The organism is Microbacterium sp. ZKA21 (assembly GCF_050434165.1).
Lineage (GTDB): Bacteria > Actinomycetota > Actinomycetes > Actinomycetales > Microbacteriaceae > Microbacterium.
The window spans coordinates 206,312-220,254 of record NZ_JBNPVV010000001.1 but is presented as its reverse complement, the minus strand read 5'-3'; the positions used below and the strand labels follow the sequence as shown (position 1 = coordinate 220,254).

Below are 13,943 nucleotides of genomic sequence, written 5' to 3'. Positions count from 1 at the left end.
AGAGTGTCGACGAAGGTGCGCATTGCGGAGGCTCTGCTCGCGGGAGCCGCCCTCGTGCTCGTGCTCGCCGGATGCTCGGCCCCCGACCAAGTCGTGCCGTACACCGGAGAGGCGGCGACCGTGTCGGTCGGCGAGACGCTGATCGTCGACTTCGGCGAGATCAATTCATCGGTCGGCGACGGCTGGGTGATCGTGACCGAACCGGATCCGGCCGTGCTCGGCGAGGGCGAGAGCGCCTCCGAGTACCTCGGGGACGAGGGCAGCACTGGCGCGGGCAACCGGTTCAGCTACCGATTCGAGGCGGTCGGCGTCGGGACGACGACCGTCGAGTTCGAATACCGCTTCCGTGGCGAGATCCCCGAGGATCGGGAGGATCAGCAGACCGCGACGATCGAGGTCACCGTCGAGTGACGGCTGTGACCTGAGCGCCGCCACTGTACGACGACGCATCCGTCGCGAGTGCTCAGGCCGCGTCGCCGATCAGGATCGCCTCGGCATCGACCTCTGCCGCATCCTCCGGCTCGTCGTCGATGTGCGCGAGCACTCGGCGTCCGAGGAATACCGTCAGCGCCGCGATCAGCACGGATGCCGCGGCGAACAGGTACGGAACCGTCGCGTTGAACTGGTGCCAGAGGAGCGCGGCGACAGGCGGGGCGATCGCGCCGCCGATGAAGCGCACCGACGAGTACGCCGAGGAAGCCACGGAGCGCGGCAGGTCGGTCGCCTCCATGACGGCCTCCGTCAGCACCGTGTTCATGACGCCGAGAAGCAGTCCGCCGACGATGATGCAGGTCACGAGGGCCGGTGCGTTCTCGGCCACGAATCCGGCGACGACGAGATCGACCGCGAGCAGCGGAAGGATCGTCAGGATGATGGCGGTGCGGCGCATCCGACGCATCATCCACGGTGCCACCCAGACACTCGTGATCGCGAGGGCCACACCCCAGCCGAAGAACGTGAACCCGATGCCCATCGCCCCGAAGCCGAGCGGGAACGGCGAGAACGCCAGCAGCACGAAGAAGCCGATGTTGTAGAAGAAGGCGGTGACCGCGAGGATCGCGAGGGCGGGACGACCGAGCGCGCGGAACGGCGCCGAGAACGGCACCGGCTCTCGCTTCTCGCCGCGGGTGTGCAGCAGGGTGAGGACGGCGATGAAGCCGATCGCCATGAGTGCCACGACGCCGAAGAACGGACCGCGCCAGCTGACCTCGCCGAGCAGGCCGCCCAGGAGAGGGCCGATCGCGATGCCGAGTCCGAGCGCGGCCTCGTACAGCACGATGGCCGCGGCGCTGCCGCCGGACGCCGAGCCGACGATCGTGGCAAGCGCGGTCGAGATGAACAGTGCGTTGCCCAGGCCCCACCCGGCGCGGAAGCCGATGATGGCGTCGACGCTGCCGCTGAGAGCGCAGGCCAGCGCGAATGCGACGATCAGAGCGAGTCCCGTGAGCAGCGTCGCCTTGGCGCCGATCCGGCTGGAGATCCAGCTGGTGACGAGCATCGCGAGTCCGGTGATCAGCAGATAGCTCGTGAACAGCAGTTCGGTCTCGGTCGGCGTGGCCTGGAGTGATTCCGCGATCGCCGGGAGGATGGGGTCGACCAGTCCGATGCCCATGAAGGCGACGACGCTCGCGAACGCCACCGCCCACACCTGTGCCGGCTGCTTCCAGATCGACTCGGTCGCCTTCGCGCTGCTCATTCGTTGTCTCCTGTCTTGGCGAGGGGTTCTTCCGTCGTGTGTGCGGCGAGGATCTCGGCCGCGCGGGACAGTGCGGCCCAGTCCTCGTCGTCGAGGTCCGCGAACCGTGGTGCGAGCGTCGCGCGGAACTCGCCTCGCCAGCCCTGCACGGCCGTCTGTCCGACGGCCGTGATGCTCACGACGGTGGCGCGCGAATCGGCGGGGTCGCTCGCCCGCGCGACCAGGCCCTCGCGCTCGAGGTCGCCGATCAGTCGGGTCATCCCCGGCTGCGTTGTGCGTGCAGCGGTCGCCAGCGCGCCGAGGCGGAGTCCGCCTTCGCGCTCGAGGATGCTGAGCACGCGCCACTGCGCCGACGGCGCCTCGTTCCTGGCATCCTGGGCGGCGATGCGGGCCAGGGCATGCGACGAGAGCACGATGGAGGGGATCACATCGAGACGGTTCATACCATGAAGTATATACCTAATGGTATGTAAGAGTCTCGGATGTCACCGTCGGGCGTTCGCGATGCGCGACGACAGCTGGTGCGCGTGGGCGAGCAGGGTGCGGCCGAGCTCCGGCATCCGGTCGGGTCCGAACCGGAATCCCACTCCGGTCAGGCTGAGCGCCCACTCCGGTCGGCCCTGTCGATCGAACACGGCTGCGCCGATGCCCCAGCTGCCCTCGACGATGAGCCCCGGGTTGATCGCGTAACCCCGCTCCTTCGTTTCGTCGAGACGCTTCCGCAGCGGCGCAGCGCCGTGCGAACGGCCCCAGCGCTTCGCGAGCCCGGGATGCCGGTCGAGGTATGCATCCACATCGTGGTCAGGAAGGAATGCCAGGATGGCCAGCCCTGCGCTGGCGACCCCGAGCGGGAAGCGCACGCCCTCGCTGAGGACGAACGAGCGGATCGGGAACGCGCCTTCTTCGCGCAGCAGACACACGGTCTCATCGGCGCGGCGTACCGAGAGGAACGCGCTCTCTTCGGTCTTCACGGCGAGAGACCGGACGATGTCACGGGCGAGAGCGGTGATGTCGTAGCGCGCCGCAGCAACGGTCCCCATGAGGAAGAGCTCCGGCCCCGGCATCCATCGGGCGGTGTCGTCGTCGCGGTCGACGAGCCCCTCCGCGCGGAGGGCGGACAGCAGCCGATGCGCGGTCGAGCGGGAGAGCTCGGCGGAGCGGGCCAACTCGTGCAGACTCACGCCGTCCGCGCCACCCGAAGTCACCAGGCGCAACAGGCGAGCGGCTCTGGCCACTGCCTGAGCGCCGGGGACGGACTTCGTGGGTTCCACATAGTGGACGGTACCCGCGGATCCGGCCACATGGCAAGCACCGCCTTCAGATCGGAGTCGAAGAAGCGGATGCTGGATGCAGGACTCACGAAGGAGTGGTGCGTGATCGACAAGCAATGGGCCTCGGCGGCAGATGCCGTGGCAGACATCCCGGACGGAGCGTCGCTCGCCGTCGGCGGATTCGGGCTCTCGGGCAATCCGATCGCCCTCATCGAGGCGCTGCTGGCACAGGGCACGAAGGATCTCAGCGTCGTCAGCAACAACTGCGGCGTCGACGACTGGGGGCTCGGCATCCTGCTCGGCGCGCAGCGCATCCGCAAGATGACGTCGTCGTACGTGGGAGAGAACAAGGAGTTCGAGCGGCAGTTCCTCTCCGGCGAGCTCGAACTCGAGCTCACCCCGCAGGGGACGCTCGCCGAGAAGATGCGCGCCGGCGGGTCGGGGATCGCGGCGTTCTACACCCAGACCGGCGTCGGCACACAGGTCGCCGAGGGCGGGCTGCCCCGGCGCTACAACGCCGACGGCACGGTCGCCGTCGCCTCCCCGGCGAAAGACGTCCGCACGTTCGATGTGGAGGGCACGTCGAAGGAGTTCGTGCTCGAAGAGGCCATCACGACCGACTTCTCGCTCGTGCACGCCGCGGTGGGGGATCGGCACGGCAACCTCGTGTTCAACAAGGCCGCCCGCAACTTCAACCCCCTGGCCGCCATGGCGGGGCGCATCTGCATCGCGCAGGTCGAACAGCTCGTGGACCCGGGGGAGATCGATCCCGACCGGGTGCACCTGCCGGGCGTGTTCGTGCACCGCATCATCGAGGTCGGCGCCGGCATCCCGAAGCGCATCGAGCGCCGCACCGTCACGACGCCCAGCGAAGGAGCATGACATGCCGCTCACCCGAGAGCAGATGGCGGCGCGCGCCGCCGCCGAGTTGCAGGACGGCTCGTACGTCAACCTCGGCATCGGCCTGCCGACGCTCGTGCCCAACTACGTGCCGGATGGCGTGACTCTCGTGCTGCAGTCCGAGAACGGCATCCTCGGCGTCGGACCGTACCCGACCGAGGACGCCGTCGACCCAGACCTCATCAACGCAGGCAAGGAGACCGTCACGGTGCTGGCGGGTTCCGCGTTCTTCGACTCGGCGACGAGCTTCGGCATGATCAGAGGCGGGAAGATCGATGCCGCGATCCTGGGCGCCATGCAGGTCTCGGCATCCGGAGACCTCGCGAACTGGATGATCCCCGGGAAGATGGTGAAGGGCCCCGGCGGCGCGATGGACCTCGTCCACGGCGCCGGCCGCGTCATCGTGCTCATGGAGCACGTTGCGAAGGACGGCTCCGCCAAGATCGTGAACGACTGCTCGCTTCCGCTGACCGGCAGGGCAGTGGTGCACCGGATCATCACCGACCTCGCCGTCATCGACGTCGCCCCCGGCGGACTCGTGCTCGTCGAAACCGCACCGGGCGTCAGCGTCCAGGACGTCATCGCGGCGACGGAGCCGCCGCTCATCGTCTCGCCGCAGATCAAGGAGCTCTCATGACCGACATCGTCATCGTCGCCGCCGCCCGTACGCCGCAGGGTCGGCTCAAGGGGCAGCTGGCGTCGTTCACCGCCCCGCAGCTCGGATCGTTCGCGATCCGGGGCGCGCTCGCGCAGGCATCCGTCGATCCTGCCGACGTGGATGCCGTGATCGTCGGGCAGGTGCTCGCCGCCGGCTCAGGGCAGAACGCGGCGCGCCAGGCGGCGATCGGCGCAGGCATCGGCTGGGATGTGCCGGCTCACTCGGTCAACAAGGTCTGTCTCTCCGGCCTCACGGCCATCATCGATGCCGCCCGCATGATCCGCACCGGCGACGCGACGACGGTGGTCGCCGCCGGGATGGAGTCGATGACCCGCGCACCGCACCTGCTGATGGGTTCGCGCGACGGCTGGACCTACGGCAGCGTCGAAGTGCTCGACCACATGGCGTACGACGGACTCACGGATGCGTACGACCGGGAGAGCATGGGAGCGTCGACGGAGCGGCACAACGCCCGGTACGAGCTCACCCGTGAAGCGCAGGATGCCGTGGCCGCGCTGTCGCACCAACGCGCGACGGCCGCTCAGGATGCCGGGGTGTTCGAAGCCGAGATCGTCACCGTCGAGGTGCCGCAGCGGCGCGGCGAGCCGATCCTCGTCACGAAGGATGAGGGGATCAGACCGGAGACCACGGTCGACACGCTCGCCGGACTCCGACCGGCCTTCGCCGAGGGAGGATCGATCACGGCGGGGAACTCCTCCCAGATCTCAGATGGCGCCTCCGCCGTCGTCGTCACGACGCGCGAGAACGCCGAGGCGCACGGCTGGCCGGTGCTGGCGGTCATCGGTGCGAGCGGCCAGACCGCCGGCCCGGACAACTCCCTGCAGGCGCAGCCGGCGCGCGCGATCGAGCGGGCCTGTGAAAAGCAGGGCATCACCCCTGCGGATCTGGACCTCGTCGAGATCAACGAGGCGTTCGGGGCGGTCGTGGCGCGCTCGCAGCGCGAGCTGGGACTGTCCAGCGACATCGTCAACATCCACGGCGGCGGCATCGCGATCGGGCATCCGATCGGCGCGAGCGGCAATCGACTGGTGGTCCACCTGGCGCACGAACTCGCGCGTCGAGGCACCGGCACCGTCGCCGTCGGGCTGTGCGGCGGAGGTGGTCAGGGCGAAGCGCTCATCCTGACGCGCTGACGGGTCGTCCCTTTTCGGCCCGGGGTCACGATGGACGGTTTTCGCGTGCGACACGGCATCGAGTGACCCGGGGTCGGAAACGACGGGTGCAGATCAGCGCTTCTGGGCAGCCCTGGTCTGCTTCTCGACGCGCTTGGCTGCCTTGCGGGCCCGCTTGTCCTGCACAGGGGCAAGAGGAGAATCCGCGGCAACCACGAGCCCCTTCTCGTCGCGGCGCATGTCCACGAGCGCGCCGATCGCGAGGGCGAGCGTGATGCCCCAGCTCAGCCACGCCAGAACGGCGCGCCAGGTGATCGGCTCCTCGCGTGTGCCGCGCAGCAGCGAGGCGCCTGCCGTGATCGCTCCGATGAGTCCGGTGCCGAAGAGATAGCGCATGCGCCAACGCTACCCGGTCGCGTGTCCATCGTCCCGACTCTGGATCCTCGCAGGATGCATCGCTAGAATGCCCGGTGGCGCTTCGGCGCCCGCAACTGTGTATCTACCGGCCGCCGGCATTCCGGCGGAAAGCGGCGGCACCCCATCCCCGCGTCCCGGGCGCGTGCGAGAGCCATGATCCAGACACACACCCCTTCCGCTTCCGCGTCCGCGCAGCCGAGCCTGCTGCGGCTGGCGGGACTGCCGTACTTCATCATCGCCTTCATCGCGCGACTGCCGTTCGCGATGATGGTCGTCGGCGTCCTGACCGTCGTCGTCTCCGCCCGCGGTTCGCTGTCGCTGGGCGGGTTGACCTCCGCTTCGGTCGGACTCGGCACGGCCATCGTCGGGCCGATCCTCGGCGCGGCAGCGGATCGCTACGGTCAACGCCTCGTGCTGCTGATCTCCGCGATCGTGAACGGAACGATGCTCGCCGTGTTCGCCTGGGTCGTCTACAGTCCTGCGGCCGACCCCCTCATCCTGGTCACGGCCCTGCTGATCGGGGCCTCGGCTCCGCAGGTCTCGCCGATGTCGCGTTCGCGCCTGGTGGCGATCATCCGCGAGCGCATGCCCGAGCGCACTCGGACCCGCACGATCTCCGGCACCTTCTCCTATGAATCGGCTGCCGATGAGACCGTCTTCGTCTTCGGTCCGTTCCTCGTCGGCATCCTCGCGTCGGCGATCGCGCCCTGGGCCCCGTTGGCCTTCGCCTCGCTCCTCACCTTCGTGTTCGTCGGCGCCTTCGCTCTGCACCCCACCGCCCGCCACATCTCGGCCGAGCGCCATGCCGACGGCTCGGCGCCGTCGAGGGCGTCCGAACTGTTCCGTTCCGAGCTGCTCGTGGTGGTCATCGGCATCTTCGGAGTCGGGCTCTTCTTCGGCGCGATGCTCACCGCGCTGACGTCCTTCATGGCGGATCGGGGGGATGCCGAGCAGGCCGGCCTCCTGTACGGCGTGATGGGCGTCGGCTCCGCTGTCCTCGCGCTCGGCGTCGCGTGGCTGCCGGCGTGGTTCACGCCGCGCGCCCGCTGGCTCGTCTTCGCGGGGATCCTGTTCGCCGGTGCTCTCCTGGTCGCCACGGCGACATCCGTTGGCACCATGATCGTGGCACTTGCGATCATGGGCGTCGGCATCGGTCCGACGCTCGTCACGCAGTACAGCTTCGGCGCGGCGCGCAGCCCGCTCGGGCGTTCGGCGACCGTCATGACCATGCTCGGCTCCGGGGTCGTGGTCGGCCAGGCCGCGGCATCCGCCATCACCGGTGAGGTCGCCGAGACGCTCGGCACCGGTGCGGCCCTGCTGCTGCCCGTGTGCGCGGCCGCCGTCGTCGTGCTCGCCGGAATCGCGAACTGGTTCCTCAGCGACCCGCGCCGCGCTCCTCGGCCGGCCGTGCCGCGGGCGTGAGGCGGCCGCGGCATCCCGACTACGCTGGAGACACCGATCAGGGTGAGGGAGTCTCCATGACCGTTGCGGAATTCGTCGTCGTCGCGAACAGGTTGCCGGTGGACCGTGTCCAGGGGCCTGATGGTGAGGATGTCTGGCGGACATCTCCCGGCGGACTGGTGGCTGCTCTCGAGCCGGTCATGCACTCCGTCGACGGCGCATGGGTGGGCTGGGCCGGTCAGGCCGATCTCGAGCTCGCACCGTTCGAGACCGGCGGCCTCAAGCTGATCCCTGTCGCGCTGAGCGAGCAGGAGGTCGAGGAGTACTACGAGGGTTTCGCCAACGACACGATCTGGCCGCTCTACCACGACGTGATCTCGCCTCCGCAGTACCACCGCGAGTGGTGGGAGGCCTATGTGACGGTGAACCGCCGCTTCGCCGAGGCCGCGGCATCGGCCGTCGCGCCGAACGGGACCGTCTGGGTGCACGACTACCAGCTGCAGCTCGTCCCCGAGATGGTGCGGGCGCTGCGGCCGGACGTCACGATCGGGTACTTCCACCACATCCCGTTCCCGGCGCACGGCCTGTACGCCCAGCTGCCATGGCGCGACCAGGTGCTGCGGGGTCTGCTCGGCGCCGATGTGATCGGCTTCCAGCGCGCGCAGGACGCCAGCTACTTCCTCGCGGCGGTCCGACGCCGGCTCCGCCACGAGGTGAAGGGATCGACCGTCACCGTGCCGGAGGAGGACGGCGCACGCACGGTCCTGGCCAAGGCGTTCCCCATCTCGATCGACACCGTTCCGTACATCGAGCTCGCCGCTCGTCCCGACATCCAGGCCAGGGCGGCGGAGATCCGCGAGAGCCTCGGCAACCCGCGCAAGATCCTGCTGGGCGTCGACCGGCTCGACTACACCAAGGGCATCCGACACCGCATCAAGGCGTACGCCGAGCTGGTCGCCGAGGGCACCCTGAGCGTCGACGACGTCACGTTCGTGCAGGTGGCGAGCCCCAGCCGCGAGCGCGTGGACTCGTACGTGCAGCTGCGTGATGAGATCGAGCTGTCGGTCGGCCGCCTCAACGGCGACTACGACACCATGGGCCACACCGCGATCCGCTACCTGCACCAGGGCTTCCCGCGCGAGGAGATGGTGGCCCTCTACCTCGCCGCCGACGTCATGCTGGTGACCGCTCTGCGCGACGGCATGAATCTGGTCGCGAAGGAGTACATCGCGACCAGAAGAGACAACCGCGGTGTGCTCGTGCTCAGCGAGTTCACCGGTGCCGCGGACGAACTCCGACAGGCCGTCCGCGTCAATCCGCACGATATCGAGGGCCTCAAGGATGCCATCATGACCGCCGTGCAGATGCCACCGGCGGAACAGGGCAAGCGGATGCGTGCGCTGCGCAAGCGCGTGCTCGAGCACGATGTGAACGCGTGGTCGTCTTCCTTCCTGTCCGCACTGGATGCGGCGCGGCACAGCGCGTGAGGCGTGAGAGGCTAGCGGGGAACCCGACCGCCTGAGGAGAGATCGTCGTGACCCGCACCTGGACGCCCGGAACCGTTGACACCGCATTGACCGGCATCGCCACGACGCCCCGGCTCGTGATCGCTCTCGATTTCGACGGCACGGCGTCGCCGCTGGTGGCCGATCCGATGGCCGCGCGCGCGCTTCCCGCCGTCAAGGAGCAGATCGAACGGCTGATCGCACTGCCCGACACGCTGATCGCGTACGTGTCAGGGCGCAGCATGCACGACCTCCGCATCATCACCGAGCACGAGGACGACTCGCCCGTCGCGCTCGCCGGATCCCATGGCGCGCAGTACTGGTTCCCCGGAACGGGCGAGGCTGCGCCGACGGGTGAAGCCGCCGAGGACGGCTCCCGCGAAGAGCTCTGGGCATCGGCCAAGCCGATCATCGAGCGCTACGACGGCGCGGAGTTCGAACCCAAGACGTTCGGGATGGGCGTGCACACGCGTCGTGCGACGCCCGAGGTCGAGGCCGCGGTGTTCGCCGAGATCGATGCGCTGGTCTCCGAGCGCTTCCCGCACTGGCGTCGGCGCTCCGGGCACCGTGTGCTGGAGTTCTCCTCCCGCGACGAGGGCAAGGATGCCGCGATGGCCGCGCTGCGGGAGCACTTCGACGCGACCGGCATACTTTTCGCCGGCGACGACGTGACGGATGAGGACGCCATGCGCGTACTGCTGCCGACGGATCTGGGCGTCCGCGTCGGACCGGGGGAGTCAGCCGCGCAGCTGCGTGTGGAGAACCCACAGCAGATCGCCGAACTTCTGGCGCAGGTGGCAACGGAGCGCGCTGCCGGACGGGAATAGACTGCCGTCATGGCCTCGCAGCAATCCTCGGACGCGTCCGTCGACATCAAGCCCCGCAGTCGCGTCGTCACGGATGGCATCGAAGCGACCACATCGCGCGGCATGCTCCGCGCCGTCGGCATGGGCGACGCGGACTGGGACAAGCCCCAGATCGGCATCGCATCGAGCTGGAACGAGATCACCCCCTGCAACCTGAGCCTGGATCGCCTCGCGCAGGGTGCGAAGGAGGGCGTGCACTCCGGTGGCGGATACCCGCTGCAGTTCGGCACGATCTCCGTCTCGGACGGCATCTCGATGGGGCACGAGGGCATGCACTTCTCACTCGTGAGCCGTGAGGTGATCGCGGACTCGGTCGAGACGGTCATGATGGCGGAGCGGCTGGACGGCTCGGTCCTGCTCGCCGGGTGCGACAAGTCCATCCCCGGGATGCTCATGGCCAGCGCCCGTCTCGGCCTGTCCAGCGTGTTCCTGTACGCCGGATCGATCGCCCCCGGCTGGGTGAAGCTGTCTGACGGCACTGAGAAGGACATCACGATCATCGACTCGTTCGAGGGCGTCGGCGCGTGCCGCGCCGGTCGGATGAGCGAGGAGGACCTCAAGCGCATCGAGTGCGCCTTCGCCCCTGGTGAGGGTGCGTGCGGCGGCATGTACACGGCGAACACCATGGCCTCCGTCGCCGAGGCGCTCGGCCTGAGCCTGCCGGGCTCCGCGGCACCGCCGTCGGCCGACCGCCGGCGAGACCAGTTCGCGCACCGCTCGGGTGAGGCCGTCGTGAACCTCCTGCGTCAGGGGATCACGACGAAGGACATCCTGACGAAGGAGTCCTTCGAGAACGCGATCGCCCTCGCGATGGCGCTCGGCGGTTCGACCAACGTCGTGCTGCACCTGCTGGCGATCGCCCGCGAGGCTCAGGTCGATCTGGACCTGCACGACTTCAACCGGATCGGTGACAAGACTCCGCACATCGCCGACATGAAGCCGTTCGGCAAGTACGTCATGAACGACGTCGACCGCCAGGGCGGCATTCCCGTCATCATGAAGGCGATGCTCGATGAAGGGCTGCTGCACGGCGACGCTCTGACGGTCACCGGCAGGACGGTCGCCGAGAACCTCCGGGACCTCGACCCCGACCCGATCGACGGCGAGGTCATCCACACGTTCGACAACCCGATCCACGCCTCGGGAGGCATCACGATCCTGCACGGCTCGATGGCCCCGCAGGGAGCCGTCGTGAAGTCGGCCGGCTTCGACGCCGACGTCTTCGAAGGACCGGCGCGCGTGTTCGAGCGCGAGCGGGCGGCGATGGATGCGCTCGCCGAGGGCTCGATCCAGGCGGGGGATGTCGTGGTGATCCGCTACGAGGGCCCCAAGGGCGGTCCCGGCATGCGCGAGATGCTCGCGATCACCGGAGCCATCAAGGGCGCTGGGCTCGGAAAAGATGTACTACTCTTGACGGACGGACGATTCTCAGGCGGCACAACCGGCCTGTGCATCGGCCACATAGCACCCGAAGCGGTGGACGCAGGTCCTATCGCCTTCGTGCGCGATGGTGATCTGATACGGGTCGATATCGCAGCTCGCACTCTCGACCTACTCGTCGACGAGGCGGAGCTCGCCTCCCGCCGCTCTGGCTGGGAGCCGCTTCCCCCGCGCTATACCCGTGGCGTTCTTGCCAAGTACGCAGCCCTCGTGCGCTCCGCAGCCGAGGGCGCGACGACCGGTTGAGTCGTGGCCACCCGAGGCCTCTCCGCCTCACATCGACGTCGCTCATCAGATCCGAGGAAATAGACATGACTGCTGAATCCGTGTCCGCCGTGCCACGGCCGCCGGCCCGTCAGGCCGCAGCCCCAGAACTCACCGGCGCCCAGGCCGTCGTCCGATCGCTCGAACTGCTCGGGGTCACCGACGTGTTCGGCATCCCCGGCGGCGCGATCATGGAGGTCTACGACCCCCTGCTGGACTCCACCGAACTGCGGCACATCCTCGTGCGTCACGAGCAGGGTGGCGGCCACGCCGCCGAAGGGTACGCGTCCGCCTCGAACAAGGTCGGCGTCACCATCGCGACGTCGGGTCCCGGCGCGACGAACCTCGTCACCGCGATCGCCGACGCGTACATGGACTCCGTGCCGATCGTCGCGATCACCGGTCAGGTCTTCTCCACGCTGATGGGAACCGATGCGTTCCAGGAAGCCGACATCGTCGGCATCACGATGCCCGTGACGAAGCACTCGATTCTCGTCAAGGATGTGAACGAGATCCCCGGCGCGATCGCCGCAGCCTTCGAGATCGCGTCGACGGGTCGTCCGGGACCCGTGCTGGTGGACATCACGAAGGATGCCCAGCAGGCCAAGGCGCCGTTCGTCTGGCCGCCCAAGATCGATCTTCCGGGATACCGTCCGGTGACGAAGGCCCACGGAAAGCAGATCCAGGCGGCGGCCAATCTGTTCGTCGGAGCGAAGAAGCCGGTGCTGTACGTCGGCGGCGGTGTCATCCGCGGCCGGGCGTCGGCAGAGCTCAAGAGCCTCGCGGAGACGACGGGTGCACCTGTCGTCACGACCCTCATGGCGCGCGGCGCGTTCCCCGATTCGCACCCGCAGCATCTCGGCATGCCCGGTATGCACGGCACGGTCCCGGCCGTGCTCGCCCTGCAGGAGTCGGACCTGATCCTCGCGCTCGGCGCGCGTTTCGACGACCGCGTGACCGGCAAAGCGGCGCTGTTCGCTCCGAACGCCAAGGTCGTCCACGTCGACATCGACCCGGCCGAGATCTCCAAGATCCGCACGGCCGATGTTCCGATCGTCGGCGACGTGCGCGAGGTGCTCGTCGACCTCGAGAACGCGTTCCGCACCACGATCGGTGCCGACAAGCCGGACACCGAGGAGTGGTGGTCCTACCTCGACGGACTGCGAGACGAGTTCCCGCTCGGCTTCCAGCCCACCACTGACGGCCTGCTCTCGCCCCAGCACGTGATCCAGCGCATCGGCGAGCTCACCGGACCCGAGGCCGTGTACGCGGCGGGTGTCGGGCAGCACCAGATGTGGGCAGCGCAGTTCATCAAGTACGAGCGACCCAACTCGTGGCTGAACTCCGGTGGCGCCGGCACGATGGGCTACTCCGTCCCCGCTGCCATGGGGGCCAAGGTCGCAGAGCCCGACCGCGTGGTTTGGTCGATCGACGGCGACGGATGCTTCCAGATGACCAACCAGGAGCTCGCCACCTGCGCGATCAACAACATCCCGATCAAGGTCGCGATCATCAACAACTCCTCGCTCGGCATGGTGCGCCAGTGGCAGACGCTGTTCTACGACGGTCGTCATTCCAACACCGACCTGAACACCGGGCACGGCACGATCCGCATCCCCGACTTCGTCAAGCTCGCCGAAGCGTACGGCTGCCTCGGCATCCGGGTGGAGAAGGAAGAGGATGTGGATGCCGCGATCAAGCTCGCTCTGGAGACCAACGACCGACCGGTCGTGATCGACTTCGTCGTGTCGGCCGACGCGATGGTGTGGCCGATGGTTCCGCAGGGCGTCAGCAACAGCTACGTCCAGTACGCCGTCGACCACGCGCCGTCCTTCGAAGAGGAGATGTGACGACATGTCCACTCATGTGCTGAGCCTCCTGGTGGAGGACACCCCCGGCCTGCTGACCCGCGTCGCCGGGCTCTTCGCCCGGCGCGGCTTCAACATCGAATCCCTCGCCGTCGGCGTGACCGAGGTGCCAGGCATCTCGCGCATCACGGTCGTCGTCGACGTGGAGGACCTGCCGCTCGAGCAGGTGACGAAGCAGCTGAACAAGCTCGTGAACGTCATCAAGATCGTCGAGCTGGACTTCGCCACGTCCGTGCAGCGCCACCATGTGCTCGTCAAGGTGCGCACGGACAACGCGACGCGCTCGAACGTGATCGAGATCGTGAACCTGTTCCGTGCATCGGTCGTCGACTACGCATCGGATGCCGTCGTCGTCGAGGTCACCGGCGACAAGGGCAAGATCGAGGCGATCCTGCGCGCGCTCGAGCCCTTCGGCATCAAGGAGCTGTCGCAGTCCGGCCTGCTGGCCATCGGGCGCGGCGGCAAGAGCATCACCGAACGCGTTCTGCGCGGCTGACCAACCAGACCACCACCAAGGAGAAATA

Annotated in this window: 14 protein-coding genes; 10 read left to right on the top strand and 4 right to left on the bottom strand. The window is 68.3% G+C overall.

What is annotated here, in order from left to right:
- Window positions 1–3 precede the first annotated feature (3 nt).
- A complete protein-coding gene (locus M2317_RS01170) occupies window positions 4–411 on the top strand; it encodes a protease inhibitor I42 family protein (protein ID WP_429456528.1) in 408 nt (135 codons plus the stop codon).
- Between the two features lie 52 nt (window positions 412–463).
- Here M2317_RS01170 and M2317_RS01165 read toward each other — a convergent pair whose 3' ends face one another.
- Genes M2317_RS01165 through M2317_RS01155 form a run of 3 tightly spaced genes read right to left on the bottom strand, consistent with a single transcriptional unit; the run spans window position 464 to window position 2,967 of the window.
- On the bottom strand, window positions 464–1,696 hold the full coding sequence (locus tag M2317_RS01165; RefSeq protein ID WP_429456526.1) for an MFS transporter: 1,233 nt from the start codon (window positions 1,694–1,696) through the stop codon (window positions 464–466).
- The gene (locus M2317_RS01160; protein ID WP_429456524.1) at window positions 1,693–2,139 is read right to left on the bottom strand and encodes a MarR family winged helix-turn-helix transcriptional regulator; all 447 of its coding nucleotides are present in this window, start codon (window positions 2,137–2,139) and stop codon (window positions 1,693–1,695) included. The genes M2317_RS01165 and M2317_RS01160 overlap by 4 nt, the downstream gene beginning before the upstream one ends.
- A 42-nt stretch (window positions 2,140–2,181) precedes the next feature.
- Entirely contained in the window at window positions 2,182–2,967 is a 786-nt protein-coding gene (locus M2317_RS01155) for an IclR family transcriptional regulator (RefSeq protein WP_429456522.1), read from the bottom strand.
- A 102-nt stretch (window positions 2,968–3,069) separates the two neighbouring features.
- On the opposite strand from M2317_RS01155, the gene M2317_RS01150 reads away from it, so the two are divergent.
- Genes M2317_RS01150 through M2317_RS01140 form a run of 3 tightly spaced genes read left to right on the top strand, consistent with a single transcriptional unit; the run spans window position 3,070 to window position 5,679 of the window.
- Window positions 3,070–3,849 (top strand): CoA transferase subunit A, encoded by a 780-nt coding sequence (locus M2317_RS01150; protein ID WP_429457627.1) that lies wholly within the window; start codon window positions 3,070–3,072, stop codon window positions 3,847–3,849.
- A 1-nt stretch (window position 3,850) separates the two neighbouring features.
- A complete protein-coding gene (locus M2317_RS01145; RefSeq protein WP_429456520.1) occupies window positions 3,851–4,504 on the top strand; it encodes a CoA transferase subunit B in 654 nt (217 codons plus the stop codon).
- The gene (locus tag M2317_RS01140; protein ID WP_429456518.1) at window positions 4,501–5,679 is read left to right on the top strand and encodes an acetyl-CoA C-acetyltransferase; all 1,179 of its coding nucleotides are present in this window, start codon (window positions 4,501–4,503) and stop codon (window positions 5,677–5,679) included. Before M2317_RS01145 ends, M2317_RS01140 begins: the two co-directional genes overlap by 4 nt.
- Before the next feature lie 93 nt (window positions 5,680–5,772).
- Here M2317_RS01140 and M2317_RS01135 read toward each other — a convergent pair whose 3' ends face one another.
- A complete protein-coding gene (locus M2317_RS01135) occupies window positions 5,773–6,054 on the bottom strand; it encodes a hypothetical protein (protein WP_429456517.1) in 282 nt (93 codons plus the stop codon).
- A 174-nt stretch (window positions 6,055–6,228) separates the two neighbouring features.
- On the opposite strand from M2317_RS01135, the gene M2317_RS01130 reads away from it, so the two are divergent.
- From M2317_RS01130 to ilvN, 6 genes are all read left to right on the top strand, one after another.
- Window positions 6,229–7,497 carry an MFS transporter gene (locus tag M2317_RS01130; RefSeq protein ID WP_429456515.1) on the top strand — a complete coding sequence of 423 codons (1,269 nt, stop codon included), beginning with the start codon at window positions 6,229–6,231 and terminating at the stop codon, window positions 7,495–7,497.
- A 56-nt stretch (window positions 7,498–7,553) separates the two neighbouring features.
- Window positions 7,554–8,963: an alpha,alpha-trehalose-phosphate synthase (UDP-forming) gene (locus tag M2317_RS01125; protein WP_429456513.1), complete on the top strand. Its 1,410-nt coding sequence runs from the start codon at window positions 7,554–7,556 to the stop codon at window positions 8,961–8,963.
- 47 nt (window positions 8,964–9,010) lie between these two features.
- Window positions 9,011–9,808 (top strand): trehalose-phosphatase, encoded by a 798-nt coding sequence (gene otsB / locus M2317_RS01120; RefSeq protein ID WP_429456512.1) that lies wholly within the window; start codon window positions 9,011–9,013, stop codon window positions 9,806–9,808.
- A 9-nt stretch (window positions 9,809–9,817) separates the two neighbouring features.
- Window positions 9,818–11,533 carry a dihydroxy-acid dehydratase gene (gene ilvD / locus M2317_RS01115; protein WP_429456510.1) on the top strand — a complete coding sequence of 572 codons (1,716 nt, stop codon included), beginning with the start codon at window positions 9,818–9,820 and terminating at the stop codon, window positions 11,531–11,533.
- 65 nt (window positions 11,534–11,598) lie between these two features.
- Window positions 11,599–13,401 (top strand): acetolactate synthase large subunit, encoded by a 1,803-nt coding sequence (locus tag M2317_RS01110; protein ID WP_429456508.1) that lies wholly within the window; start codon window positions 11,599–11,601, stop codon window positions 13,399–13,401.
- A 4-nt stretch (window positions 13,402–13,405) separates the two neighbouring features.
- Window positions 13,406–13,915 (top strand): acetolactate synthase small subunit, encoded by a 510-nt coding sequence (gene ilvN, locus M2317_RS01105; RefSeq protein ID WP_429456506.1) that lies wholly within the window; start codon window positions 13,406–13,408, stop codon window positions 13,913–13,915.
- Window positions 13,916–13,943: the final 28 nt, after the last annotated feature.